Annotated in this window: 25 protein-coding genes; 8 read left to right on the forward strand and 17 right to left on the reverse strand. The window is 69.3% G+C overall.

Translation table 11 applies throughout. The features are described from left to right. The first annotated feature begins 143 nt into the window (after positions 1–143). Both CSC71_RS07865 and CSC71_RS07870 read left to right on the forward strand, forming a co-directional pair. Complete coding sequence (locus CSC71_RS07865) at positions 144–1,448, forward strand: hemolysin family protein (protein ID WP_162373817.1); 1,305 nt, start codon at positions 144–146, stop codon at positions 1,446–1,448. Next, positions 1,429–2,082, forward strand: a complete 654-nt coding sequence (locus CSC71_RS07870; protein ID WP_162373818.1) for an exopolysaccharide biosynthesis protein — start codon at positions 1,429–1,431, stop codon at positions 2,080–2,082. Before CSC71_RS07865 ends, CSC71_RS07870 begins: the two co-directional genes overlap by 20 nt. 53 nt (positions 2,083–2,135) lie before the next feature. On the opposite strand, the gene CSC71_RS07875 is transcribed toward CSC71_RS07870, so the two are convergent. From CSC71_RS07875 to CSC71_RS07885, 3 genes are all read right to left on the reverse strand, one after another. Beyond that, positions 2,136–4,286 (reverse strand): putative bifunctional diguanylate cyclase/phosphodiesterase, encoded by a 2,151-nt coding sequence (locus CSC71_RS07875; protein WP_162373819.1) that lies wholly within the window; start codon positions 4,284–4,286, stop codon positions 2,136–2,138. Further along, the gene (locus CSC71_RS07880; RefSeq protein WP_425501933.1) at positions 4,283–5,221 is read right to left on the reverse strand and encodes a phosphate/phosphite/phosphonate ABC transporter substrate-binding protein; all 939 of its coding nucleotides are present in this window, start codon (positions 5,219–5,221) and stop codon (positions 4,283–4,285) included. Before CSC71_RS07880 ends, CSC71_RS07875 begins: the two co-directional genes overlap by 4 nt. Before the next feature lie 96 nt (positions 5,222–5,317). Next, on the reverse strand, positions 5,318–6,091 hold the full coding sequence (locus CSC71_RS07885; protein WP_162373820.1) for an RNA methyltransferase: 774 nt from the start codon (positions 6,089–6,091) through the stop codon (positions 5,318–5,320). Positions 6,092–6,185: 94 nt separating this feature from the next. Between CSC71_RS07885 and CSC71_RS07890 the strand changes: the two genes are divergently transcribed. Further along, the gene (locus CSC71_RS07890; RefSeq protein ID WP_162373821.1) at positions 6,186–7,013 is read left to right on the forward strand and encodes an inositol monophosphatase family protein; all 828 of its coding nucleotides are present in this window, start codon (positions 6,186–6,188) and stop codon (positions 7,011–7,013) included. 74 nt (positions 7,014–7,087) lie between these two features. Here CSC71_RS07890 and secF read toward each other — a convergent pair whose 3' ends face one another. From secF to CSC71_RS07920, 6 genes are all read right to left on the reverse strand, one after another. Then, the gene (gene secF, locus CSC71_RS07895; protein WP_162373822.1) at positions 7,088–8,089 is read right to left on the reverse strand and encodes a protein translocase subunit SecF; all 1,002 of its coding nucleotides are present in this window, start codon (positions 8,087–8,089) and stop codon (positions 7,088–7,090) included. Positions 8,090–8,111: 22 nt separating this feature from the next. After that, entirely contained in the window at positions 8,112–9,998 is a 1,887-nt protein-coding gene (secD, locus tag CSC71_RS07900) for a protein translocase subunit SecD (protein WP_162373823.1), read from the reverse strand. Positions 9,999–10,056: 58 nt separating this feature from the next. Next, positions 10,057–10,398, reverse strand: a complete 342-nt coding sequence (gene yajC / locus CSC71_RS07905) for a preprotein translocase subunit YajC (RefSeq protein ID WP_162373824.1) — start codon at positions 10,396–10,398, stop codon at positions 10,057–10,059. A 123-nt stretch (positions 10,399–10,521) separates the two neighbouring features. Then, the gene (tgt, locus tag CSC71_RS07910; RefSeq protein WP_162373825.1) at positions 10,522–11,670 is read right to left on the reverse strand and encodes a tRNA guanosine(34) transglycosylase Tgt; all 1,149 of its coding nucleotides are present in this window, start codon (positions 11,668–11,670) and stop codon (positions 10,522–10,524) included. Next, positions 11,667–12,701, reverse strand: a complete 1,035-nt coding sequence (gene queA, locus CSC71_RS07915; RefSeq protein ID WP_162373893.1) for a tRNA preQ1(34) S-adenosylmethionine ribosyltransferase-isomerase QueA — start codon at positions 12,699–12,701, stop codon at positions 11,667–11,669. Before queA ends, tgt begins: the two co-directional genes overlap by 4 nt. 161 nt (positions 12,702–12,862) lie before the next feature. Continuing rightward, complete coding sequence (locus CSC71_RS07920; RefSeq protein ID WP_162373826.1) at positions 12,863–13,294, reverse strand: Lrp/AsnC family transcriptional regulator; 432 nt, start codon at positions 13,292–13,294, stop codon at positions 12,863–12,865. Positions 13,295–13,426: 132 nt separating this feature from the next. Between CSC71_RS07920 and CSC71_RS07925 the strand changes: the two genes are divergently transcribed. Together CSC71_RS07925 and upp are read left to right on the forward strand one after the other, a co-directional pair. Then, positions 13,427–14,923 (forward strand): aminotransferase class III-fold pyridoxal phosphate-dependent enzyme, encoded by a 1,497-nt coding sequence (locus CSC71_RS07925; RefSeq protein ID WP_162373827.1) that lies wholly within the window; start codon positions 13,427–13,429, stop codon positions 14,921–14,923. A gap of 146 nt (positions 14,924–15,069) precedes the next feature. Next, positions 15,070–15,702 carry a uracil phosphoribosyltransferase gene (upp, locus tag CSC71_RS07930; RefSeq protein ID WP_162373828.1) on the forward strand — a complete coding sequence of 211 codons (633 nt, stop codon included), beginning with the start codon at positions 15,070–15,072 and terminating at the stop codon, positions 15,700–15,702. 6 nt (positions 15,703–15,708) lie between these two features. Here the strand turns inward: upp and CSC71_RS07935 are convergent, their stop codons facing one another. The 7 genes from CSC71_RS07935 to rsmD all read right to left on the reverse strand — a co-directional run bounded on the left by CSC71_RS07935 (position 15,709) and on the right by rsmD (position 20,834). Then, entirely contained in the window at positions 15,709–16,599 is an 891-nt protein-coding gene (locus tag CSC71_RS07935) for an MBL fold metallo-hydrolase (RefSeq protein ID WP_162373829.1), read from the reverse strand. 116 nt (positions 16,600–16,715) lie between these two features. Continuing rightward, on the reverse strand, positions 16,716–16,949 hold the full coding sequence (locus CSC71_RS07940) for a hypothetical protein (RefSeq protein ID WP_162373830.1): 234 nt from the start codon (positions 16,947–16,949) through the stop codon (positions 16,716–16,718). Between the two features lie 19 nt (positions 16,950–16,968). Beyond that, on the reverse strand, positions 16,969–18,702 hold the full coding sequence (gene ggt / locus CSC71_RS07945) for a gamma-glutamyltransferase (protein WP_162373831.1): 1,734 nt from the start codon (positions 18,700–18,702) through the stop codon (positions 16,969–16,971). After that, positions 18,699–18,986, reverse strand: coding sequence for a YfhL family 4Fe-4S dicluster ferredoxin (locus tag CSC71_RS07950; protein ID WP_162373832.1), 288 nt, complete (start codon positions 18,984–18,986; stop codon positions 18,699–18,701). The genes ggt and CSC71_RS07950 overlap by 4 nt, the downstream gene beginning before the upstream one ends. A 176-nt stretch (positions 18,987–19,162) precedes the next feature. Continuing rightward, positions 19,163–19,651: a hypothetical protein gene (locus CSC71_RS07955; RefSeq protein WP_162373833.1), complete on the reverse strand. Its 489-nt coding sequence runs from the start codon at positions 19,649–19,651 to the stop codon at positions 19,163–19,165. Positions 19,652–19,730: 79 nt separating this feature from the next. Further along, positions 19,731–20,237: a pantetheine-phosphate adenylyltransferase gene (gene coaD / locus CSC71_RS07960; protein WP_162373834.1), complete on the reverse strand. Its 507-nt coding sequence runs from the start codon at positions 20,235–20,237 to the stop codon at positions 19,731–19,733. A 36-nt stretch (positions 20,238–20,273) separates the two neighbouring features. After that, a complete protein-coding gene (gene rsmD, locus CSC71_RS07965; protein ID WP_425501934.1) occupies positions 20,274–20,834 on the reverse strand; it encodes a 16S rRNA (guanine(966)-N(2))-methyltransferase RsmD in 561 nt (186 codons plus the stop codon). Positions 20,835–20,899: 65 nt separating this feature from the next. Between rsmD and ftsY the strand changes: the two genes are divergently transcribed. From ftsY to CSC71_RS07980, 3 genes are read left to right on the forward strand one after another with little or no spacing between them, the layout of a single operon-like run. Further along, entirely contained in the window at positions 20,900–21,964 is a 1,065-nt protein-coding gene (gene ftsY / locus CSC71_RS07970; protein ID WP_162373836.1) for a signal recognition particle-docking protein FtsY, read from the forward strand. A 12-nt stretch (positions 21,965–21,976) separates the two neighbouring features. Then, positions 21,977–23,041 carry an A/G-specific adenine glycosylase gene (gene mutY / locus CSC71_RS07975; protein ID WP_162373837.1) on the forward strand — a complete coding sequence of 355 codons (1,065 nt, stop codon included), beginning with the start codon at positions 21,977–21,979 and terminating at the stop codon, positions 23,039–23,041. A gap of 5 nt (positions 23,042–23,046) precedes the next feature. Beyond that, entirely contained in the window at positions 23,047–23,316 is a 270-nt protein-coding gene (locus CSC71_RS07980) for an oxidative damage protection protein (protein WP_162373894.1), read from the forward strand. Here CSC71_RS07980 and CSC71_RS07985 read toward each other — a convergent pair. Next, positions 23,298–23,771 (reverse strand): DUF6491 family protein, encoded by a 474-nt coding sequence (locus CSC71_RS07985; protein ID WP_162373838.1) that lies wholly within the window; start codon positions 23,769–23,771, stop codon positions 23,298–23,300. The two genes, CSC71_RS07980 and CSC71_RS07985, sit on opposite strands and share 19 nt — an antisense overlap. Positions 23,772–23,819: the final 48 nt, after the last annotated feature.

The raw sequence follows: 23,819 nt of genomic DNA on the forward strand, positions 1-23,819 counted from the left end.
CCTATTGGCTTGTTTTCAAGCAAAAGACGGCACACTAAATTCGCCTTGTTCTCGTGGCCTCGGAAATTTGTATAAGAGCCAGGCCGCCCGCCAGCGCCGCCCAGGTACTTCCCCGACTGTCCGCACGGGCTGGAGAACGGCGCGTGCTTGAGCTGTTCGCCATCGTCCTGCTGCTGATCCTGTGCAATGCGTTCTTCGCCTTGTCCGAAATGTCGGTGGTCACCTCGCGCAAGCCGCGGCTGAAACAACTGCGCGGCAAGGGCGCGGACAAGGCGCTGGAACTGGCCGAGAACCCGGAGCGGTTCCTGTCCACGGTGCAGGTCGGCATCAGCCTGCTCACCATCCTCACCGGCATGCTCGGCGGCGACGCGCTGAGCGCGATGATCGGCGCGCAACTGGCGGAAGCGGTGCCGGCGCTCGGCGACTACGCGAAGACCGCGGGCGACGTGCTGGCCGTGGGCGCGATCACCTTCGTCAGCATCGTGCTGGGCGAGCTGCTGCCCAAGCGCCTGGCGCTGCTGGCGCCGGAACGCCTGGCTGCGTTCGTTTCGCTGCCGATGCACTGGCTGTCGGTCATCGCCACGCCGGCGGTCTGGCTGCTGAGCGTCAGCACGCGCGGGTTCCTGAAACTGTTGCGCCTGGAAAATGCCGGCGAAGCCCAGGTCACCGAAGAAGAGATCCGCCTGCTGGTCAGCGAAAGCCACGAGCAGGGCGTGATCGACGACGACGAGCGCAACATGGTCAACCGCGTGCTGCGCCTGGGCGACCGCACCGCCGACAGCCTGATGACCCCGCGCACCCGGATCGCGTGGCTGGACGTGGCGGCTCCGTACGAAGAAAACCTGAAGGCCATGCGCGAAGCGCGCTTCTCGCGCTTCCCGGTATACCGCGGCAACGACAGCGACGTGGTCGGCGTGCTGGAAGTGAAGAGCCTGCTCGACAACCTGGGCGAGGCCGTGCCGGACCTGTTCGGCGAACTGCGCGAAACGCTGTTCGTCTCCGAATCCACCCACGCGATGAAGCTGCTGGAAATCTTCCGCGAGGAACAGCAGTCGCTGGCGCTGGTGGTCGACGAATACGGCGAGATCCAGGGCCTGGTGACGGTCAGCGACCTGATGGGCGCGATGGTCGGCCGCCTGCAGGCCACGGAAAACACCGCCGACGACGCGCTGGTGGTGACCCGCGACGACGGCTCGCTGCTGGTCGACGGCTCGCTGCCGAACGACGACCTGCGCGAACTGCTCGGCGGCGTGGCCTTGCCCGGCGACGAGGACGACTACAACACCCTGGCCGGCATGGTGATCGAGCATTTCGGCCGCATCCCGCAGGTCGGCGAACACTTCGACTGGGCCGGCTGGCGCATCGAGGTGGTCGACCTGGACGGCGCGCGCATCGACAAGCTGCTGCTGCAGAAACTGCCGGAACACGATGACGCCGACGCCGACTGATTCCGGGCCGCGGCACGACCGGCGCGCGGCGCGGACCAGCACCCGCGCGGTGCTGGACCATCTGGCCGACGGCGATCCGGAGCAGCGCCTGCCACTGGGCGAACTGCTGGCCGGCCTGCGCCAGAGCGCGTTCGGCCTGCTGCTGTTCCTCGGCGTGCTGACCGCCTTCATCCCGATCCCCGGCCTGGCCGGCGCGATCAGCGGGCCAGTGACGATGCTGGTCGGCCTGCAGCTGCTGTTCGGCCTGCGCCGGCCGTGGCTGCCGCGGATCCTCGCCGCGCGCGCGCCGCACCGGCGCGCGGTGGTGCGCTTTCGCAACATGCTGGCCGGCACGCTGCGCTGGCTGGAAGTGCTGGTGAAGCCGCGGCTGGAATGGGTGCTGGACCACCGGCTGGCCAGCGCGACCACCGGCCTGCTGTTGCTGGCGCTGGGCGCGCTGCTGTGGCTGCCGATCCCGTTCACCAACTACATCTTCGGCGGCCTGCTGCTGCTGTTCGCCATCGCCCTGCTGGAGCGCGACGGCGTGCTGATGCTGATCTCGTGGCTGGCCGGCGCGGCCGCGGTGCTCGTGTTCGGCACGGCCGCGGGCAGCCTGCTCGAACTGGGTTTGTCCCTGCTGCAGCGCTGGCTCTGAATGGATGCCTTGCCCCGCCGGGGTTCGTGGAACGGGTGCCCGCCCGCTTCGCCCTACGAAGACTGCGACTGCATCCCGCCGTCGCCGCGCAGCAATTGCGCGAACTCCTCCGCGCCCAGCGGGTAACCCAGCCAGAAGCCCTGCGCCAGGTCGCAGCCGCGCTCGAGCAGCAGCTGCAGCTGGCCTTCCTTCTCCACCCCTTCGGCGACCACGGTGATGCCCAGCGAATGCGCCATCGCGATGATCGCGGTGGTCAGCGCCAGGTCGTCGGGGTCGCGCAGCACGTCGGCGATGAAGCTGCGGTCGATCTTCACCCCGTCCACCGGCACCCGGCGCAGGTGGCTGAGCCCGGAGAAACCGGTGCCGAAATCGTCCAGCCAGACCTTGACCCCGGTGCGGTGCAGCCGCGCCAGCAGCGCGCTGGCATGGGCTTCGTCGGCGATCACCGCGGTTTCGGTCAGTTCCAGGTGCAGGCATGGCGCCGGCAGGCCGGTTTCGTGCAGCGTGGCGGCCACCAGGTCGGCCAGGTCGCCCTTGCGCAGCTGCCGCGGCGAAACGTTGACCGAAACGAACAGCGGCTCCCGCCCCTCGGCCTCGCCCGGCCAGCCCGCCGCCGCGGCGCAGGCCTCGCGCAGCGCCAGCGGGCCGATGGTTTCGATCAGCCCGCTCTGCTCGGCGACGTCGATGAACACCGACGGCGCGACCGCGCCCAGGCTCGGGTGCTGCCAGCGCAGCAGCGCCTCGGCGCCGACCAGGCGCCGGTCGGCGACCCGGTAGATCGGCTGGTAGACCACGCTCAGTTCGCCGCGGTCCCACGCGCCGCGCAGCTCCTGCTCCAGGTGCATGCGCCGCTCCACCGCCTGGTTCATCGCCCGGCTGTAGAAGCGATAGCAGTTCTTGCCGGCGACCTTGGCCTGGTACATCGCCACGTCGCCGTTCTTCATCAGCGCCGAGGCGGCGGAGGCGTCTTCCGGGAACAGGGTGATGCCGATCGACGTGCCCAGCGACACTTCGCGGCCCTGCACCGCCAGCGGCTTGCCGAGTTCCTGCACCAGGCGCTCGCCGAGCCGCGCAGCGGCGGTGCGCACGTCGCCGTTCTGGATCAGGATCACGAACTCGTCGCCGCCGAAGCGCGCCACCAGCGAATCGTCGCCGCCCAGTCGCTCCACCGCATCGCGGATGCGCCCAGCGACCTGCACCAGCACCTCGTCGCCGGCCTCGTGGCCCAGGCTGTCGTTGACCCGCTTGAAGTCGTCGATGTCGGCGAACAGCAGCGCCAGCTGGCGACCGCTGCCGTGCAGCATCAGCAGGCGGTGGTCGAGGCTTTCGCGGAACGCGAGCCGGTTGGTCAGCCCGGTCAGCGAATCGGTGTAGGCCATGCGCCGCACGTCGTGGCTGTGGCGGGCGACGCTGTCGCGCATGTCGGCGAAGGCGCGCACCAGCTCGCCCACCTCGTCGCGGCGCTGGCTGGTCAACGGCTTGCCGTCGTAGTTGCCGGTGCCGATCGCGCGCGCGGAATCGGCCAGCAGGCGGATCGGCGACACCAGGGTGCGCTGCACGTACCAGATCGCGAACAGGCAGACCCCGGCCAAGGCCAGCAGCAGCGCCGCCAGCCAGCCGGTGTGGCGCCGACCCAGCTGCAGCAGCCGGTCCTGCAGCAAGCCGGCCGCATGCTGCTCCTCGGCGTGGATGTCGGCCAGCGAATAGCCGATCCGCACCCCGCCCAGGCGCTGGCCGCCGAGGCTGATCGATTGCGTCACGTCCATCACCTGCGGCGACCACTGGGTCAGCAATCCCTCGGCGGCGACGGCGCGCGCGGCCAGCGGGTCGGTCATCGGCCGGCCGTACGCGGAAATGTCGTCGGAGCCGTCGTGGACGATGCGGCCTTCGGCGTCGTAGACCAGCACGTAGCTGACGTCGGGCTGGCGGTCGATGCCGCGAGCAAGCGCGCCGATCGCGCCCAGGTCGGAGTAGTACAGCGGGTTGGTCACCGCGTCGGCGAACTGCTGCGCCATCACTTCGCCGCGCCGGGTCAGGCCGTCGGTGGCCATCTGGTGCACGGCATCGCGGCCGAGCACGCCGACCTCGCGCTGCATGCCCGCCTGCCGCATCAGCAGCACCGCCAGCAACGCGCACACCACCGCCGTGGCGATCAGCATCGCGAGCAGGAAACGGGCCTGCAGGCCGAAACGCGGCTTCTTCATTCCAGCTGCTCGCGCACGTGCATGGTGTCCTTGCGCAGGCGCTCCAGCGCCAGCCGCGTCCTCGCATCCAGCGGAAGGAAGCGGGTGGTGCCGAAGAAACGCTCCAGCGCCGGCCGCGCGACCGGGTCGTCGGCGGCCTGCAGCAGCACCTCGCGCAGGCGTTCGCGCACCTTCGGATCCAGGTCGCCGCGCACCACTTCCAGCGCCCGCGGGTAATCCTCGGTTTCCGCGATGATCCGCAGGTCGAGGCGGAACGCCGCCGGCACCCGCTGCGGGTTGCTCCAGTCCAGGTTGCTGACCACGCCGGCGTCGACCATGCGCTTGTGCACCCAGGCGGCGATGTTCTGCTCGGAGCGCGCGAACACGTAGCCCACCGTGTCCGGCGCCGGCCGGTCCTTCGGCGACAGCAGGATTTCCGGGACCAGCCCGGCGTCGAGCAGCGACGCCGCCGGCACCATGTAGGCGCTGGTCGAGGCGGTGCTCTGGAAGGCGATGCTGCGGCCCTTCAGGTCGGGCAGCGAAGAGATGTCGCTGTCGCGGCGGGCGAAGAACACCGAGTGGTAGCGACTGACCCCGTTGCGTTCGGTCAGCAGCAGCGGCTCGGCGCCGGCGCGCTGCTGCAACAGCATCGCGTTGCCCGCGGTCTCGGTGACCCAGTCGACCCGGCTGCGGCGCAGGTAGCTGGTCATCTGCTGCGGATCGCGCGCCATCAGGATGCGCCCGCCGGTGATGCCGACGTCGCGCATGCGCGGCACCACGTAGTCGAGCAGCGGCTTCAGCTGCTCGTAATGGGCCTTCGGATCGTCGCTGATGCGACCCAGCACCAGGATGCGCTGGTCGTCGCCGCTTGCGGGCGGGGTCGCGCGTTCGGCGGCATCCGCCACCATGCCCGAGAACGCCAGGGCCAGGCCTATCCAGGCTATGCGCAACTTCATGGAATCCCGCGGAAAAATGCCGCTCATAGCCTAGCCGATAGCCCGGCCGCGGAACAGTGATGACGGCTGCGGAAATCCGGGCCGTCGGCCGCCCCTTCAGCCGGTCCCGGCGGCCTGCCGGGCCATGCGCTGGGCATCGGCCAGCACCCCGCGCAGCAGCCGCACTTCCCGCTCGCTGAGGTCGGCGCGCAGGAACAGCCGGCGCAGCTTGCGCATCGCCGAGTCGGGGCTGCGGCCCTTGTAGAAATCGATCTCGTCGAGGGTTTCGGCCAGCTGGGCGAAGAAGCTCTCCAGTTGCGCGTGCGAAGCCGGCTGTTCCCGGCCCGCCGCATCCCGGCCCGCCGGCCCGTCCCCGGCCGGACCGCGCGCCAGCCACGCCATCCGCACCTCGTAGGCCAGCACCTGTACCGCCGCGGCCAGGTTCAGCGAGCTGTACTCCGGATTGGCCGGGATGTGCACCGCGGCATGGCACAGCTGCAGTTCCTCGTTGGTCAGGCCGGTGCGTTCGCGGCCGAACACCAGCGCGACCGGGCCGTCGCCGGCGAGGGCCAGCAGCTTCTCCCCGGCCGCGCGCGGGACGAGCTCCTCCAGCTGCACGCGCCGGCTGCGCGCGGTGCAGCCGAGCACGAAGCGGCAGTCGGCCACCGCTGCAGCCAGGTCCGGCACGACCGCCGCCGCGGCCAGCACGTCCTCCGCCCCGGCCGCGCGGCGGCGCGCCTCCTCGGAGGGGAATTCTTCCGGCGCGACCAGCACCAGCCGCGACAGACCCATGGTCTTCAGCGCACGCGCCGCCGCGCCGATGTTGCCGGGATGCTGGGTGCCGACGAGGACGAAACGGATGTCCTGGGCGATGTTCGCGGGGGTTTCCATGGACGGGATGTTAAACTGCGCGGGCCGGCCGCCGCGCCGTGCCGCTCTTTTCCACCGCCCCGCCCCCGCACCGCCTGTCCGAGGTCCGTCCGCCATGCTCAATCCCGTCGTCACCGTCATGGTCAAGGCCGCCCGCGCCGGGGGCAACGTGCTGCTGCGTTCGATCAACAAGCTCGATGCGCTGAACGTGGTGCAGAAGGACCGCATGGACTACGCCAGCGAGGTGGACCAGGACGCCGAGAAGGCGATCATCAAGGAACTCAAGCGCGCCTATCCCGACTACGGCGTGGTCGGCGAGGAAGGCGGCGCGGTGCCGGGCCGCAACCCGCGCTACCACTGGGTCATCGACCCGCTCGACGGCACCAGCAACTACCTGCACGGCATCCCGCACTACTGCGTGTCGATCGCCCTGGTCGACAACGGCGAGCCCAGCGACGCGGTGATCTTCGACCCGTTGCGCAACGAACTGTTCACCGCCAGCCGTGGCGCCGGCGCGCAGCTCAACGAACGCAAGATCCGCGTGGCCGAACGCAAGGGCCTGGACGGCGCACTGGTCGTCACCGGCTTCCCGCCGCGCGAACGCGCCCGCGTCGACGCGCACCTGGACTGCATCAAGGCGCTGCTGAAGGACGCCGAGGACGTGCGCCGCAGCGGCTCGGCCGCGCTCGACCTGGCCTACGTCGCCTGCGGCCGCGCCGACGCCTACTTCGAGGCCGGCGTGAAGGCCTGGGACATCGCCGCCGGCGTGCTGCTGGTACGCGAGGCCGGCGGCCGCGTCTGCGACTTCCGCGGCGCCAATACCGCGCGCATGGACGGCACTGGCCCCGAGACCCGCCAGCTGGTCGCCGGCAATCTGAAGGTCAGCGATGCGCTGCAGAAGCTGATCGTGTCGTCGGGTTACGCGAAGGCGTTCGACAAGTAGGTCGGCCGGTTCTCCGTCGCCCACGAAAAAGCCGCGCAGTGCGCGGCTTTTTCGTTCCCGGCGATGCACGGGGCCTACGGCCGGCGCGCCAGCGCCTCCACGTCCTTCGCCTTCGGCATCAGGTCCTGCTTGGTCACCTTCAGGAAGCCGATGGTCAGCAGCGGGCAGGCGACGAAGATCGACGAGATGGTGCCGATGACGATGCCGATCATCTGCGAGACCGCCATGCCTTCCAGCGAACCGCCGCCGTACAGGTACAGCGCCAGCACGGTCAGGAACGCGACGAACGAGGTGATGATGGTGCGCGACAGGGTCTGGTTGACCGAGCGGTTCAGCACCTCGACCGGATCGACGCGCAGCGAGCGGAAGTTCTCGCGCACGCGGTCGAACACCACGATGGTGTCGTTGATCGAGAAACCCATCACCGACAGCAGGCCGGCGAGGATGGTCAGGTCGAACTCGCGCCCGGTCCAGGCGAAGTAGCCGGCGCAGATCAGCACGTCGTGCAGCGTGGTCAGGATCGCCGCGATGGCGAACTTCTTCTCGAAACGGAAGCCGATGTAGACCAGGAAACCGATCACCACGAAGGCCAGCGCGTACAGGCCGTTCAGCGCCAGGTCGCGGCCGACCTGCGCGCCGACGAAGGTCGGCTGCCCGTTCACCACGGCGACGTTGTCCGCGGTGGACGCGGCCTTCGCCACCTCGCCGGCGGTGCGCGCGAGCACCTCTTCGCTGCCGGCCTTCGCCGCGTCGTCGCCGCTGTGCGGCTGCAGGCGCACCAGCAGGTCGCTGCCGCTGCCGTAGGTCTGGACCTGCGCGCTGGCGTAGCCGGCCGCCTCCAGCCGGTCGCGCACGCCGTCAACGTCGGCCGGCCTGTCGAAGCGCAGTTCGATCGAGGTGCCGCCGGTGAAGTCCAGCGCGTAGTTGAAGGCGGCGCCCTTGCCGAACTGGTTGTAGACGATCGCCCCGACCGCCGCCACCGCCAGCAGCAGCGCCACGGTCAGCGAGACCCAGCGCAAGCGCATGAAGTCGACGTTGGTGTCGTTCGGGATCAGGTGCAACGGGAAGATTTTCATGTGCGTTTCTCTGGTGTTCCCGTCAGATCGCGAGGCTCTTGAGCTTCTTGCGGCGGCCGTAGACCAGCGTGGCCAGCGCGCGCGACACGGTCACCGCGGTGAACACCGAGGTCAGGATGCCGACGATCATGGTGATGGCGAAGCCCTTCAGCGGGCCGGTGCCGAACGCGTACAGCGCCACGCCGGCCAGCAGCGCGGTCATGTTCGAGTCGAAGATGGTGCCCGACGCCTTGTCGTAGCCGGTGGCGATCGACGCCAGCGGCGGCACGCCGGCGCGCAGCTCCTCGCGGATGCGCTCGTTGATCAGCACGTTGGCGTCCACCGACATGCCCACCGACAGCGCCAGGCCGGCGAAGCCCGGCAGGGTCATCGTCGCGCCGAAGATCGACATCACCGCGACCACCATCAACAGGTTCAGCAGCAGCGCCACGCAGGTGAACAGGCCGAACATGCGGTAGTAGACCGTGAAGAACAGCAGCGCGAACAGGAACGAGTACAACACCGCGCGGGTGCCGCGGGCCACGTTCTCGGCGCCGAGGCTGGGGCCGACCACGCGCTGCTCGACGAAGTCCATCGGCGCGGCCAGCGAACCGGCGCGCAGCAGCTTGGCCAGGTTGTCGGCCTCGACCTTGTCCAGGCCGGTGGTCTGGAAGTTCTTGCCGAACACGCCGGCGATGCGGGTCGGCGCCAGCGCCTCTTCCTTCACCCGCACCGTGCGCACTTCCTTGCCGTCGACCACGGTCACCTGCGGAACGCGCTCGATGTACACCACCGACATCAGCTTGCCGACGTTCTGGCTGGTGAAGTCGAACATGCGCTGGCCGGCGACGTTGTTCAGGGTCACGTCGACCGCGGGCAGGCCGTTCTGGTCGGTGCCGACGCGGGCATTGACCATCTGTTCGCCGGAGGCGAGCACGCGCTTGTTCAGCAGCACCGGGCCGCCGCCGTTGCGCAGGGTGTAGACCCTGGCTTCCGGCGGGACGAGGCCGGTGCGCACGGCCTCGGCGGCGTTGCCTTCGACCACGGCGCGGAATTCGATGGTCGCTGTCGCGCCGATCAGGCGCTTGGCCTCGGCGGTGTCCTGCACGCCGGGCAGCTGCACGACCACGCGGTCGTCGCCCTGACGCTGGATGATCGGCTCGGCCACGCCCAGTTCGTTGACGCGGTTGCGCAGCGTGGTGATGTTCTGCTCGATCGCGTCGCCGGCGATGCGCTGCAGTTCGCTTTCCGGCAGGCCGATGGTGATCCGGTTGCCTTCGACGTTGTAGGTCAGCGGTTGCGCGCCGACCAGCGCGGAACTTGCCGAACCGCTGGACGCCTGCAGCGCCTTGCCCAGCTCGGCGCGCGCCTTCTCCACGTCGGCGGCGTCGGCCAGGGTCACGACGATGTCGTTGTTGGCGCGGCGCTCGACCGACTGGTCCCTCACCCGCGCCTCGCGCAGGGTCACGCGAGCGTCTTCCAGGTAGCCTTCGACGCGCTTGTCCAGCGCCGCCTTCTGGTCCACCTGCAGCAGGAAGTGGATGCCGCCCTGCAGGTCCAGGCCCTTGACCATCGGCCGCGCATGGAACCAGTCCAGCCAGTCCGGCACGGTCGACGCCAGGTTCGGCGCGACCACGTAGTCCTCGCCCAGCGCGGGGCGCAGGGCGTCGTTGGCCTTGGTCTGCGCCTCCAGCGAGGGCAGGCGCACCAGCAGGTTGTCGTCCTGCTTTTCCACCGCCTTGGCCGACACGCCGGCCGACTGCAGCGCATCTTCGACGCGCCGGTTCAGCGCATCGTCGATGGCGAAGCCGCGGTTCGGGGTGATCTGCACCGAGGGATCCTGCGGGTACAGGTTCGGCAGCGCGTACAGCACGCTCACCGCCACGACCAGCAGGATGACGAAGTATTTCCAGCGCGGGAATTCGAGCATTGCGATGACCCGCGCCGACCACGTGCGCGGCCGGCGCCTTGGCGTTAGCGGGAAAGGATCAGGCGGACTTCAGCGTGCCCTTCGGCAGCACGTTGCCGATGGCGCCCTTCTGCACGCGGATGCGCACGTTGTCGGCGATCTCGACGGTGACGAAGTTCTCGCCGATCTCGGTCACGGTGCCGGCGATGCCGCCGTTGGTGATGACCTCGTCGCCCTTGGACAGCTTGTCGAGCATGGCGCGGTGTTCCTTCTGCCGCTTCATCTGCGGGCGGATCATCAGGAAGTACATGACGGCGATCAGGATGATCGGCATCAGCAGCATGCCGAGGCCGCCCCCCTGCGGCGCGGCGCCGGCGGACTGGGCGTAGGCGGAGGGGATCAGGAAATCGAGCAGAGTCATCTTGATTGGGTCCGTATGGGCCAAAAACAGCCGGGAATTATGCCATGAGGGCGGCCGGGGGTGTCCGCAAGCCCCGGAATGCCCGAAAAGCGACGGATTTCACCCAAATCCGCCGCACCCGGGTCAGGCGCGGCCTGCGCCGGCGCCGCCCCGGGCCGCATGGAACGACCGGCGGAACGCGTCGAAGGTTCCCGCCTCGATCGCCGCGCGCATCCCGGCCATCAGCCGCTGGTAGTACCACAGGTTGTGCAGGGTGCCGAGCATCGGCGCCAGCATCTCGTTGCAACGGTCCAGGTGGCGCAGGTAGCTGCGGGTGAAGCCGTTGCGGCAGGCGTAGCAGCCGCAGCCGGGCTCGATCGGGTCGAGGTCGTGCTCGAACTTCGCATTGCGGATGCGCACCGTGCCGAACGAGGTGAAGTAATGGCCGTTGCGCGCGTTGCGGGTCGGCATCACGCAATCGAACATGTCGACGCCGCGCGCGACGGCCTCGACCAGGTCCTCCGGACGGCCCACGCCCATCAGGTAGCGCGGCTTGTCCTGCGGCAGCAGCGGGTGCATGTGGTCGAGCACGCGGTTGCGCTCTTCCTCCGGTTCGCCCACCGCAAGGCCGCCGATGGCATAGCCGTCGAAACCGATCGTCTGCAGCCCTTCGGCCGAGATCGTGCGCAGGTCGTTGTAGACGCCGCCCTGGACGATGCCGAACAGCGCCGCGTCGTTCTGCAGCCGGTCGTGCTCGTCGCGCGATCGCCGCGCCCAGCGCAACGACAGTTCCATCGACTTCTGCACCGCCTTCGGGTGCACGCGCTCGCCGTTCTTCTCCACCGGCGGGCATTCGTCGAAGATCATCACGATGTCCGAATCCAGGGTTTTCTGGATCCGCATCGACTCTTCCGGACCGAGGAACACCCTGCTGCCGTCGACCGGCGAGGCGAAGGTCACGCCCTGCTCGGTCAGCTTGCGCCGGTGCGCCAGCGAGAACACCTGGAAGCCGCCGGAATCGGTCAGGATCGGCCTGTCCCAGCGGGCGAAGCCGTGCAGGCCGCCGTGCGCCTCGATCACCTGCAGGCCGGGACGCAAATACAGGTGGAAGGTGTTGCCGAGGATGATCTCCGCGCCGAGCTCGACCAGGTTCCCGGGCAGGATGCCCTTGACCGAACCGTAGGTGCCCACCGGCATGAACGCCGGCGTCTGGATGGTGCCGCGCGGGAACGCGAGCCGGCCGCGGCGGGCGACGCCGTCGGTCTTCAGCAGTTCGAACGACATGCGGCTCATGCGCGCGCCTCCGGGAACAGCAGCATCGCATCGCCGTACGAGAAGAAACGATACCGCTCGCGCACCGCATGTTCGTACGCGGCGAAGATGCGCGAACGCCCCGCGAAGGCCGACACCAGCATCAGCAGCGTGCTTTCCGGCAAGTGGAAGTTGGTGACCAGCGCATCGATGCTGCGGATGCGGTAGCCGGGGAAGATGAAGATCCGCGTCTCGCCGGCGAACGGCCTCAGTTCGCCGTCCTTCATGGCCGACTCCAGCGCGCGCAGCACCGTGGTGCCGACCGCGATCACGCGGCCGCCGTTGGCGCGCGCCTTCCTCGCCTGCGCGACCAGCTCGGCGCCGACGTTGAGCCATTCGCTGTGCATGCGGTGCTCGCGCAGGTCCTCGACCCGCACCGGCTGGAACGTGCCCGCGCCGACGTGCAGGGTCACGTGGCCGAACTCGACGCCGATGCCGCGCAACGCCTCCAGCAACGCATCGTCGAAATGCAGGCCGGCGGTCGGCGCGGCGACCGCACCCAGTTCCTTCGCGAACACGGTCTGGTAGCGCTCGTCGTCGTCCGCGCCGGGCTCGCGCTGGATGTACGGCGGCAACGGCAGGCGGCCGACCTGCTGCAGCCAGCTTTCCAGTGCGGCAGGCACGTCGAAGCGCAGGTGGTAGAACTCGCCGTCGCGGCCCAGCACCTCGGCCGAGCCGCCGCCGTCGAGCGCGATGCGGCCGCCCGGCTTCGGCGACTTGCTCGCACCGATCTGCGCGCGCGCCTCGTTGCCGGGCAGCAGCCGCTCGATCAGGATCTCGACGCGCCCGCCGGTTTCCTTCTGTCCGAACAGCCGCGCCGGTATCACCCGGGTGTCGTTGAACACCAGCAGGTCGCCCTTGCGCAGCAACTGCGGCAGGTCGCGGACATGGCGGTCGTCGAACGGCGCATCGCCCGGCGGCACGACCAGCATGCGGCTGGCCGAGCGCTCCGGCAGCGGCGCCTGCGCGATCAGCTCGGGCGGCAGGTCGTAGTGGAAGTCGGTCTTCTTCATCGTTGCGGGGCTTTCCCTGTCCCGTTCGCCCTGGGCGCAGGCGCGCAGCGCCGGGGCGGACGGACGGTGCTTCGACTTCGCCTGCCTGGCGCGGGCTACGCTCGGCACGAACGGATATCTTGACTGGCCGCGCATTGTACCGGCGCGGCAACCACCCCGCCCTATCGCTCGAACTTGGTCGACAGGATGATCGAGGTCGTGGTCCGCTCGACGCCGTCGATCAGGCCGATGCGGTCGGTCAGCACGTCCATCTCCTCGGCCGTGGCCGTCGCCGCCAGCGCGATCAGGTCGTGGCCGCCGCTGACCGAATGCAGCATCCGCACCTCCGGCATCGCCTTCAGCGCCTTGACCACGGCCGCGATCTGCTTCGGCAGCACGGTGATCGAGATGTGCGCGCGGATCCGGCTGCGCTCGTAGTCGTCGTGCACGCGCACGGTATAGCCGTCGATCACGCCCTTCGCTTCCAGCCGCTCGATCCGGTTCTGCACCGTGGTCCGCGACAGCTCGAGCCGGCGCGCGATCTCGGCCGTGGAGGCGCGCGCGTTCTCGCGCAGGACGGACAGCAGCAGTTCGTCGGCAGCGGAAAGTTTCATTTCGACCAAAATTGTCGTCTTTTCGACGAAATAGCCCCGTTATTCGGTCGGATCATACCTGTGAAATGGCGCAAATATCCAGATAATGAGGCCTTCGAGCCGAAACCGGCCATTTGCCGAGGGAAGAACACCATGTCGCTCACCGCCAAACTCGCCCCGCTGCGCGCCCACGCCGGCCAGCGCCTAACCACCGGCCTGGACGACGCCACCGTCGAAAGGCTGGCCGCCTCGCACCCCGCCCTCGGCGCCGCGATCGACGCCGCCGTGGCCGAGTACGCACGGCTGAAGGACGAATTCGCCGACCTGCTCGACCTCGACGAGGAGGCGCAGCTGCGCGCGGTGCAGGCCGGCTACGTCAACTTCTACGCCGACGACGCGGTGCAGCCGTACGTCGCGCTGGCCGCGCAAGGGCCGTGGATGGTCACCCTGAAGGGCGCGGTGCTGTACGACGCCGGCGGCTACGGCATGGTCGGCTTCGGCCACAACCCGCCGAGCGTGCTGGCGGCGATGGCGAAGCCGCAGGCGATGGCCAACATCATGACCCCGTCGCTGTCGCAGCTGCGCTTCGACCAGGCGCTGCGCAGGGAAATCGGCCACGCGCGCGGCGGCAACCCGTATGCGAAGTTCATGTGCCTGAACTCCGGTTCCGAGGCCGTCGGCCTGGCCGCGCGCATCGTCGACATCAACGCCAAGCTGATGACCGACCCCGGCGCGCGGCACGCCGGCCGCACGATCAAGCGCGTGGTGGTCAAGGGCAGCTTCCATGGCCGCACCGAACGCCCGGCGCTGTACTCCGATTCGTCGCGCAAGACCTACCAGCAGTACCTGGCCAGCTACCGCGGCGAGGACTCGGTGATCGCGATCGAGCCCTACGACGTCGACGCGCTGAAGCGCGCCTTCGCCGACGCCGACGCCAATGGCTGGTTCGTCGAGGCGGTGTTCCTGGAGCCGGTGATGGGCGAAGGCGACCCCGGCCGCACCGTGCCGCCGGCCTTCTACGCCGCCGCGCGCGAACTGACCCGCACGCACGGCAGCCTGTTTCTGGTCGATTCGATCCAGGCCGGCCTGCGCGCGCAGGGCGTGCTGTCGGTCGTCGACTATCCCGGCTTCGACCAGCTCGATCCGCCGGACATGGAGACCTACTCGAAGGCGTTGAACGCCGCGCAGTACCCGCTGTCGGTGCTGGCGGTCAACGAGCGCGCCGCCGGGCTGTACCGCAAGGGCGTGTACGGCAACACCATGACCACCAACCCGCGCGCGCTCGACGTGGCCTGCACGACGCTGGCGCTGCTGAGCCCGCAGGTGCGCGACAACATCCGCCGGCGCGGCGCCGAGGCGGTGCAGAAGCTGGAGCAGCTGAAGGCCGAGCTCGGCGGCCTGATCACCAAGGTCCAGGGCACCGGCCTGCTGTTTTCGTGCGAACTGGCGCCGCAGTTCAAGTGCTACGGCGCCGGCTCGACCGAGGAATGGCTGCGCATGCACGGCCTCAACGTGATCCATGGCGGCGCCAGCTCGTTGCGCTTCACCCCGCACTTCCTGATCGACGGCGACGAGCTCGATCTGCTGGTGTCGATGGTCGGCAAGGCGCTGCGCGAGGGACCGCGCAAGCAGGAAGCGCAGGCGGCCTGACGCCGGGGCAGCCCCGCGCGCCCGGTCCATGCCACGGGAAAAGCCGGCCTAGCGCCGGCTTTTTTCATGGGCCGGGAACACGGGCCGGCCTTCAAAGACCCAGGGCTTTGCTGCAGACTTCCCGCATCGCGCCCGAGGAAGCCCGCATGAAGCACGTCGAAGTCCGCCACCCGCTGGTGCAGCACAAGATCGGCCTGCTGCGCGACGCCTCGCTCAGCACCAAGGGCTTCCGCGAGCTGGTCACCGAGCTCGGCACGCTGCTGGCCTACGAGGCCACCGCCGACCTCGAGACCGAGGCGGCGACCGAGCAGGGCTGGGCCGGCCCGGTGCAGGTGCGACGCATCGCCGGCGCGAAGATCACCCTGGTGCCGATCCTGCGCGCGGGCCTGGGCATGCTGCCCGGCGTGCTGGCGCTGATCCCGGCGGCGAAGGTCAGCGTGGTCGGCCTGCAGCGCGACGAGGAAACGCTGCAGCCGCTGCCCTACTTCGAGCGCCTGGTCGGGCGCATGGACGAGCGCGATGCGCTGATCCTCGACCCGATGCTGGCCACCGGCGGCACGCTGGTCGCGACCATCGACATGCTCAAGCGCGCCGGTGCGCGGCGGATCAAGGGCATCTTCCTGGTCGCCGCGCCCGAGGGACTGAGGGCGCTGGCGGCCGCGCACCCCGACGTCGAGGTCTACACCGCGGCGATCGACGAACGCCTCAACGACAAGGGCTACATCCTGCCCGGCCTGGGCGACGCGGGCGACCGGATCTTCGGCACCCGCATCGACTGAGGGGGCTCACGCCGCCAGCGGCCTCGCCTGCAACGACGCGAGTTCGTGCGCGGTAGCGAACCTGCCCTTGTCGTCGCGCGTGACCTGCGCCAGCGCGCAGTCGGTGTCGTGGGTGAAGAACAGGCGCACGTTGCGCGCCAGCTTGTCCTCGAGGAAGACGCGCTTCTCGTCGATCAGCAGTTCGGCGTTGCGGTCGTAGCCCATCGTGATCGGCACGTGCACCCAGAAGCGGCCGGGGATCAGGTCGGCGCAGAACGCGACGCCGCCATGCGGTTGGCCGCCGACGGTTTCGGGGCCGGCGATCTCGGCCAGCATCAGCCCCGGCGTGTGGCCGTCGCTGAAGCCGAAGCGGACGCTGTCGCCGAGCGCCTTCGAACGCTCGCCGTCGACCAGCTCCAGGCGGCCGCTGGCTTCGAGCAGGCCGGGCAGTTCGGGGATGAAGCTGGCGCGGTCGCGCGGATGCGGATGCCGCGCGCGCTCCCAGTGTTCCTTGCCGACGACATAGGTCGCGTTCGGGAACAGCAGCGACGGGGCCTTGCCTTCTGCCCACGGCGCGAGCAGGCCGCCGGCGTGGTCGAAATGCAGGTGGCTCAGCACGACCACGTCGATGTCCTCGTGCGAGAAACCGGCCGCGGCCAGCGAGTCGAGCAGGACGTGGCGGTCTTCCTGGATGCCGTAGCGCTGGCGCAGCTTCGGTTCGAAGAACGCGCCGATCCCGGTTTCGAACAGCACGGTCTTGCCGTTGAGCGGCGACGCGAGCAGGGCGCGGCAGGCCAGGTCGATGCGGTTCTGTTCGTCGGGAGGCGCCCATTTCTCCCACATCGCCTTCGGCGCGTTGCCGAACATCGCGCCGCCATCGAGCTTCTGCGAATTTCCGATGATCGACCAGAGTTTCATGCGCTTCTCCACGTTGCGAATGGCCACGATTATCGCCCATTCGACCCGTAGCCCCGCGGCACGAGAAGCGGCGCAGGCCCGTCGCCCCGTTCAGGACGACGGCCGGGGAAGTTCCCTCATTTCCTGTCGCGGGAACCCGCGGACAGCACGAACACGCAAATCGTCAGGAAAACGGCCGCCAGCACGAAGACCGCCCCGGAGGCCAATGCGATCCAGAGCAGCCGGACCGCGGCCGGCCCGTGGCCCAGCCAGGCGGAGCCGATGGACAACAGGCCAAAGACGGCAAGCGCAAGCAATGCGAAGAAGGCGATCCGCTTCGCCGCCACGATCGCCTTGCCATCGACGTCCATGATTCGCGCCTGCCCGGATTCAGTTCGACGGCCCGGCAAGGCTGACCTCGCCGCTGCCGACCGGATTGCGCGGATCGCTGCCCGCCGACAGCGTGTTCGTCTTCTTGTCCCACGCCACCGTCTGCAGGTTGCCCCACGGATGGCTGGAGCCCAGCGTGCCGCCGCCGGCGCCGACCACCTTGTGCCCCATCGCCTCCAGGGCCTGCGCCGTTTCCGCCGTGATCGCACCCGGCTCGGCCTCGATGACGTCCGGCAGCCACTGGTGGTGGTAGCGCGGCAGCGCCGCGACTTCCTGCGCGCCCAGCCCGGCGTCGTAGCCGAGGATGCCCAGCAGCACCATCGTGATGATGCGCGTGCCGCCCGGCGTGCCGAGTACCGCGACCTGGTCCGCCGATTCCATGAAGGTCGGCGTCATCGAGCTGAGCATGCGCTTGCCCGGCTTCGGCGCGTTCGCCTCGAAGCCCATCACCCCGAACGCGTTCGGCGTGCCCGGTTTCAGCGCGAAATCGTCCATCTCGTCGTTGAGCAGCACGCCGGTACCCTTCGGGATCAGGCCCGAGCCGTACAGCAGGTTGACCGTCTGCGTGCCGGCGACGCGGTTGCCCTCGCCGTCGATGATCGAGAAGTGGGTGGTTTCTTCGTCCTCCAGCGGCGTTTCCTTGCCCGACAGCAGGTCGCTCGGCGTCGCCCTGTCCGGATGGATCGTCGCGCGCAGGCCCTGCGCATAGTCGCGGCTGGTCAGCACCGCCTGCGGGATGGCGGTGAAATCGGGATCGCCGAGGAAGAAGGTGCGGTCGCGGAACGCGCGGCGCATCGACTCGACCACCAGGTGCACGCGGTGCGCCGCGTCCATCTTCTGCAGGTCGTAGGGCTCCAGGATCTGCAGCATCTGCGCCAGCGCGATGCCGCCGGAAGAAGTCGGCGGCGCGGTGGTGATCTTCCAGTCGTGGTAGTCGAAGCTGATCGGCGTGCGCTGCTTCACCGCGTACGCGGCGAGTTCGTCCTCGGTCCAGTGGCCGCCGGCCTGCTTCACCCCGGCGATCAGCTTCTTCGCCGTTTCGCCGCGGTAGAAGCCGTCGAAACCCTTTTCCGCCAGCAGCTCCAGCGTGTGCGCCAGCTCCGGCTGCTTGAACACGTCGCCCTCGGCGATCGGCTTGCCGTTGCGCTCGTAGACTTCGCGCGTGCCCGGATAGCGGCGCATCACGTCCATGCGCTGGCGGTAGCCGCGCGCCATGCGCGGGTACCCCGGGAAACCTTCGCGGGCGATGCGGATGGCCGGTTGCAGCGACTGCTTCAGCGGCAGGCGCCCGTGCTTCGCCGCCAGGTCGACCAGCAGCGCCGGCAGGCCGGGGATGCCGGCCGACCAGGGGCCGTTCTGCGCGCGGTCGCGATCGAGCTTGCCGTCCTTGTCGAGGTATTTCTCCGGCGTGGCCGCCGCCGGCGCGTATTCGCGCCCGTCCAGGAACAGGTCGTCGCCGCTTTTCGCGTCGTGCAGCAGGAACAGGCCGCCGCCGCCGAGGCCGGAACTGATCGGCTCGACCACGCCGAGCGTCGACGACACCGCTACCGCCGCATCGAAGGCGTTGCCGCCTTCGGCGAGGATCTGCATGCCCGCGTCGGTCGCCAGCTTGTGCCCCGAGGCGATGGCTGCGCCGGGCGGATGCTGCGCCGTGCCGGAAGCCGCGTCGGCCGCCCATGCGGCCGGGGTGGAGAGGAAGGCGATCAGCAGCCAGCCAAGGGCGCGCGGTTTCATCTGGGCGTGGGCTCCGTGGTTTCGTAGAGTTCGGGGTGGTCGTGCTGCAGGCGGCGCAATTTGGCCAGTAGGTCTTCCTGCGTTTCCGGGCGTTCGGGGTCGGGGTCGATGCATTCGACCGGGCACACCGCCACGCACTGCGGCTCGTCGAAATGGCCGACGCACTCGGTGCAGAGCGCCGGGTCGATCACGTAGATGCTTTCGCCCATCGAAATGGCCTTGTTGGGACAGACCGGTTCGCAGACGTCGCAGTTGACGCAGAGTTCGTTGATCTTCAGCGACATGGGGCGGGATCATCCTTCGTCCGCTCGCGGGCGGAAGAAGGCCGTGTGGGGTTCGGGACAAGTCTAATGCGATCCGGGGCAACGATTCGTCGCGCCCCGCAAACGCTCGATTCCACGGGCCCCCATCCGCCCGCGGCGCCCTCTCCCGCGCGCGGGAGAGGGCCTGGAACCGGCGGTTACTTGGCTTCGATGAACACGAAGTCGGCGCCCGACGGCGCCACCGCGGCCGCGACGCGGTCCTTCTCGGTCGCCTGGCCGATGAACAGGATGCGCACGCCCTTCATCGTGTCCGCCGGCACATCCTTGAACCCGGCCTCGACGATCTCGGCCATCTTCGCCGATTCCGGCGAGGCGAAGGCGATCAGGTTGCCGCCGACGACGCCGCGGCCCAACGCCGTCTTGACCTGGTCGAGCTGGCGGTCGTACTTGTCCTGGAATTCCGGATCGGCCTGGCTGGTCAGGTAATACACGAAGGGCTGGTTGCTGATGTTGCCCATGTTGCGCGGGATCACGTCCCGCAGGTAGTCCTTCCACGCGTTGTCGTCGCCGTTGGTCGGCGCCGCCACCGGCGCGGCCTCGGCGGGCGCGGCGGCTTCCTGCTTCTTGCACGCGGCGAACGGCAGCACGATGCAGGCGATCAGCAGCAAGCGGGTAATGGCATTCATTGGTTTTCCCCTCCGGTGAGTCATGGTTGGATCGGTTGTTGTTGCGGACCGCGACGTCCGTGTGCCGCGCCTGCGTTCCTCAGGCGACGTTGCGCTGCTTCCACTGCTCGCGCAACGCGGCGACCACGCCGGGCGGCACGAAGCCGGATACGTCGCCGCCCAGGCGCGCGATCTCGCGCACCAGCGACGACGAGATGAAGCCGTATTGCTCGGCCGGGGTGAGGAACAGTGTCTCCACCTCCGGGATCAGGTGCCGGTTCATACTGGCCATCTGGAATTCGTATTCGAAGTCGGACACCGCGCGCAGGCCGCGCAGCAGCACGCCGCCGCCGACCGTGCGGACGAAATCCGCCAACAGCGTGTCGAAACCGCGCACCTCGACGTTGGCGTGGTGCGACAGCGCTTCCTGCGCCAGCGACACGCGCAGTTCCAGCGGCAGGGTCGGTCCCTTGGACGGGCTCTGCGCCACGCCCAGCACGACCTTCTCGAACAGCGGCGCGGCCCGGTCGACCAGGTCGACATGGCCGTTGGTGATCGGATCGAAGGTGCCGGGGTAAACGGCGATCCGGTTGCGTGCTGTCGTCATCCTGCAAACACCGCCGTTGCGTCGGCGCGCAGTGTATCAGCCATGCACCGCCGCGGCACGGAACAGGGCGTAGCGCACCTCGCGGGTACGGCCCTCGCGGTGCGGCACCCAGTCCTCGGGCAGTTCCGGAGCCACGCCGGCCGGCGATTCCAGGTACAGCCACGCGTCGGCGGCCAGCTTCGGCAGCAGCGCCGCCAGCGCCGGCCGCCACAGGTCCCGTGCGAACGGCGGATCGACGAAGGCGATGTCGAAACCGCCGTCGGCCTGCTGCGGCAGCCACGCCAGGGCATCGCCCTGGACGACTTCGACGCTGTCGCGCGCACCGAGCCGGTCCACGACCAGGCGCAGGTTCGCGGCCAGTGCCGCGTCGCGCTCGACCAGCACCGCGCTCGACGCCCCGCGCGACATCGCCTCCAGCCCCAGCGCGCCGGTACCGGCGAACAGGTCCAGCACGCGCGCGCCGGGCAGCTTCGGCATCAGCCAGTTGAACAGGGTTTCGCGCACGCGGTCGCCGCTGGGGCGCAGGCCGGGACGGTCCGGCACGACCAGTTTCGTACCCCGCCAGCGACCGCCAATGATGCGGACCGAGCCGGGCATGCGATTCATCGGGATGCTGCGAAAGCGGGTGGTAACATTCGCTCATTCGCCGCGATTTCCCCGCCATGGTCAGTTGGTTCCGCCGCAAGAAGCCCGATACGCCCGCCGACAACGCGGTACCGACCAGCCCCGAGGACGCCAGACCCGAAGCAACGCCCGAGGCCGGGGCAGCACTCGAACCCGCTCCCGCCCCGGCCGGCAGGCTCGGCTGGATGCAGCGCATCGGCAAGCTGCTGAACACCGACGTGGCCGAACTGATCGGCCGCAACCCGATCCTCGACGACGACCTGCTGGACGAACTCGAAACCGCGCTGATCACCGCCGATGTCGGCGTCACCGCCAGCAGCGAGATCGTCGACGACCTGCGCAAGCGGATGAAGGCGCGCGAATTCGCCGATGCGAACGCATTGCTCGCCGCGCTGCGCGCCGACCTGGTCGCGCTGCTGAAGCCGGTGGCGAAGCCGCTGGTCATCGATGCGAGCGCCAGACCCTTCGTCGTGCTGACCGTCGGCGTCAACGGCGTCGGCAAGACCACGACGATCGGCAAGCTGGCCAGGCGCTTCAAGGACGAAGGCCGCAGCCTGATGCTGGCCGCCGGCGACACCTTCCGCGCCGCCGCGGTCGCGCAGCTGCAGGCCTGGGGCGAACGCAACGGCGTCGCCGTGATCGCGCAGGGCCAGGACGCCGACCCGGCTTCGGTCGCGTTCGACGCGCTGCAGGCGGCGAAGTCGCGCGGCATCGACGTGCTGATCGCCGACACCGCCGGCCGCCTGCACACGCAACAGGGCCTGATGGCCGAACTCGGCAAGATCCGCCGCGTGCTCGGCAAGCTCGACCCGGCCGCACCGCACGAGGTGCTGATGGTCATCGACGGCACCACCGGCCAGAACGCGCTGTCGCAGCTGCGCCAGTTCAACGCCGCGGTGCAGGTGACCGGGCTGGTCGTGACCAAGCTCGACGGCACCGCCAAGGGCGGCGTGGTGTTCGCGCTGGCCCGCGAATTCGGCATCCCGATCCGCTTCGCCGGCATCGGCGAACGCCCGGAGGACTTGCGCGTGTTCGACGCCGAAGCCTTCGTCGACGCCCTGCTGCCGGAAGCCCTGGGCTCCTCACCCGCGGGAGCGGCGTAAGCCGCGACTGCCATGCCTCCGGCCGCGGCCCGCACCGCCCCCGCAAAAACTTTCGCCGGACGCCTGCTGTCGTGGTTCGACCGCCACGGCCGCCACGACCTGCCCTGGCAGCATCCGCGCACGCCCTACCGCGTGTGGTTGTCGGAAATCATGCTGCAGCAGACCCAGGTGGCGACGGTGATCCCGTACTTCCTGCGTTTCGTCGAAGCGTTCCCCACGGTAACCGCGCTCGCGAACGCGGCGACCGACGAAGTGATGGCGCACTGGGCCGGCCTCGGCTACTACGCCCGCGCCCGCAACCTGCACGACGCGGCGAAGCGCTGCGTCGAACTGCACGGCGGCGACCTGCCGCGCGACTTCGACGCCCTGCTCGCCCTGCCCGGCATCGGCCGCAGCACCGCCGGCGCGATCCTCGCGCAGGCCTGGGACGATCGTTTCCCGATCCTCGACGGCAACGTCAAGCGCGTGCTGGCGCGCTACCACGGCATCGCCGGCCATCCGGGATTGCCGGCCATCGAAAAACGGCTGTGGTCGCTCGCCGAATCGCACCTGCCTTCGTCGCGCCTTGCCGACTACACGCAGGCGCAGATGGATTTCGGCGCGACGCTGTGCACGCGCTCGAAGCCTGCGTGCGCGCTGTGCCCGCTGCAGGAAGACTGCGCCGCCCTGCGCGACGGCCTGACCGACGCGCTGCCGACGCCGAAACCGGGCAAGGCGATCCCGGAGCGCGAAGCCGTCGCGCTGTGGCTGGAGAACGCCGCCGGCGAAATCCTGCTGCAGCGGCGCCCGCCAAGCGGCATCTGGGCCTCGCTGTGGACGCTGCCGCAGGCCGACAGCGACGCGGCGATGCGCGAATGGTTCGACGAGGCGGTCCACGGCGATTACGGCCGCGCCGAGGCGCTGCCCGTCGTCGTCCACGCCTTCACCCACTTCCGCCTGCGCCTGCAACCGCTGCGCCTGCGCAAGGTCGCGTTGCGCGGAGTTGTGCGCGACAATGACGGGATGCGCTGGGTCGCGCGCGGCGAACTGGTTTCGCTGGGCCTGCCGGCGCCGATCCGCAAACTGCTGGAAGCATGACCGCGATGGCGAGGATGGTGTTCTGCGAATGCGAGAAGCGCGAGGCCGAGGGCCTCGACTTCGTGCCGTGGCCCGGCGAACTGGGCAAGCGCATCTACGCCCACGTCGGCAAGAACGCCTGGGCCGCGTGGCTGGCGCACCAGACCATGCTGATCAACGAGAACCGCCTGTCGCCGCGCGATCCGAAGCACCGCGCCTTCCTCGAGGGCGAGATGGAGAAGTTCCTGTTCGGCGACGGCGCGGAGAAGCCTGAAGGCTACGTGCCGGAAGGCTGAGCCTCGCGCTCGACCACCTTCGCTTCGCGCAACTCCTTCTCGGCCTGCTTCAGCGCCTTCACGTCGAGCGGGCGGATCGTCTCGATGCGGCACGGTATGCGGAAGTGCGACGAGCCGCCGCCATGGACGTAGACGTTGTCGAAGCGCGCCGACACCTGGCCCATCAGGTTGCTGATGCTGATCGCCGGCGCATAGTCCAGGTCCATGCACGGGCCGGTCAGCTCCAGCAGATAGGCCTGGCGGGGCCGTGTCCAGACCGCCAGCGCCTCGTCGCCCAGCGGGGTCCAGCCGCTCAGGCCGCTGCTGAAATAATGGAAGTCCTTGACCGGCTCGCCGGCGTGCTCGCGATACAGGGCCAGCCGCTCGGCATCGGTCTGCTTCGGATAGCTGGAGCAGGCGGCGATGGCGGCGATCAATCCCATTGTCAAACCCAACTGCGGAATCTGGCGCTTCATGACTTTCTCCCGGGCGTTCCTGACGATCCGGGGAAATGATGCCTCCGC

This window comes from Pseudoxanthomonas sangjuensis (genome assembly GCF_010211755.1).
GTDB lineage: Bacteria > Pseudomonadota > Gammaproteobacteria > Xanthomonadales > Xanthomonadaceae > Pseudoxanthomonas_A > Pseudoxanthomonas_A sangjuensis.

Coding starts and splice junctions, on each gene's coding strand:
- secF (WP_162373822.1), bottom strand. CDS start 8,089: ATGAAAATCTTCCCGTTGCACCTGATCCCGAACGACACCAACGTCGAC.
- mutY (WP_162373837.1), top strand. CDS start 21,977: ATGCCTCCGGCCGCGGCCCGCACCGCCCCCGCAAAAACTTTCGCCGGA.
- CSC71_RS07920 (WP_162373826.1), bottom strand. CDS start 13,294: ATGAAACTTTCCGCTGCCGACGAACTGCTGCTGTCCGTCCTGCGCGAG.
- CSC71_RS07940 (WP_162373830.1), bottom strand. CDS start 16,949: ATGGACGTCGATGGCAAGGCGATCGTGGCGGCGAAGCGGATCGCCTTC.
- CSC71_RS07885 (WP_162373820.1), bottom strand. CDS start 6,091: ATGGAAACCCCCGCGAACATCGCCCAGGACATCCGTTTCGTCCTCGTC.
- ftsY (WP_162373836.1), top strand. CDS start 20,900: ATGGTCAGTTGGTTCCGCCGCAAGAAGCCCGATACGCCCGCCGACAAC.
- CSC71_RS07880 (WP_425501933.1), bottom strand. CDS start 5,221: ATGAAGTTGCGCATAGCCTGGATAGGCCTGGCCCTGGCGTTCTCGGGC.
- CSC71_RS07875 (WP_162373819.1), bottom strand. CDS start 4,286: ATGAAGAAGCCGCGTTTCGGCCTGCAGGCCCGTTTCCTGCTCGCGATG.
- CSC71_RS07955 (WP_162373833.1), bottom strand. CDS start 19,651: ATGAATGCCATTACCCGCTTGCTGCTGATCGCCTGCATCGTGCTGCCG.
- yajC (WP_162373824.1), bottom strand. CDS start 10,398: ATGACTCTGCTCGATTTCCTGATCCCCTCCGCCTACGCCCAGTCCGCC.
- CSC71_RS07935 (WP_162373829.1), bottom strand. CDS start 16,599: ATGAAACTCTGGTCGATCATCGGAAATTCGCAGAAGCTCGATGGCGGC.
- CSC71_RS07950 (WP_162373832.1), bottom strand. CDS start 18,986: ATGTCGCTGAAGATCAACGAACTCTGCGTCAACTGCGACGTCTGCGAA.
- CSC71_RS07890 (WP_162373821.1), top strand. CDS start 6,186: ATGCTCAATCCCGTCGTCACCGTCATGGTCAAGGCCGCCCGCGCCGGG.
- tgt (WP_162373825.1), bottom strand. CDS start 11,670: ATGAGCCGCATGTCGTTCGAACTGCTGAAGACCGACGGCGTCGCCCGC.
- ggt (WP_162373831.1), bottom strand. CDS start 18,702: ATGAAACCGCGCGCCCTTGGCTGGCTGCTGATCGCCTTCCTCTCCACC.
- CSC71_RS07985 (WP_162373838.1), bottom strand. CDS start 23,771: ATGAAGCGCCAGATTCCGCAGTTGGGTTTGACAATGGGATTGATCGCC.
- upp (WP_162373828.1), top strand. CDS start 15,070: ATGAAGCACGTCGAAGTCCGCCACCCGCTGGTGCAGCACAAGATCGGC.
- CSC71_RS07925 (WP_162373827.1), top strand. CDS start 13,427: ATGTCGCTCACCGCCAAACTCGCCCCGCTGCGCGCCCACGCCGGCCAG.
- coaD (WP_162373834.1), bottom strand. CDS start 20,237: ATGACGACAGCACGCAACCGGATCGCCGTTTACCCCGGCACCTTCGAT.
- rsmD (WP_425501934.1), bottom strand. CDS start 20,834: ATGCCCGGCTCGGTCCGCATCATTGGCGGTCGCTGGCGGGGTACGAAA.
- queA (WP_162373893.1), bottom strand. CDS start 12,701: ATGAAGAAGACCGACTTCCACTACGACCTGCCGCCCGAGCTGATCGCG.
- CSC71_RS07870 (WP_162373818.1), top strand. CDS start 1,429: ATGACGCCGACGCCGACTGATTCCGGGCCGCGGCACGACCGGCGCGCG.
- CSC71_RS07980 (WP_162373894.1), top strand. CDS start 23,047: ATGGCGAGGATGGTGTTCTGCGAATGCGAGAAGCGCGAGGCCGAGGGC.
- secD (WP_162373823.1), bottom strand. CDS start 9,998: ATGCTCGAATTCCCGCGCTGGAAATACTTCGTCATCCTGCTGGTCGTG.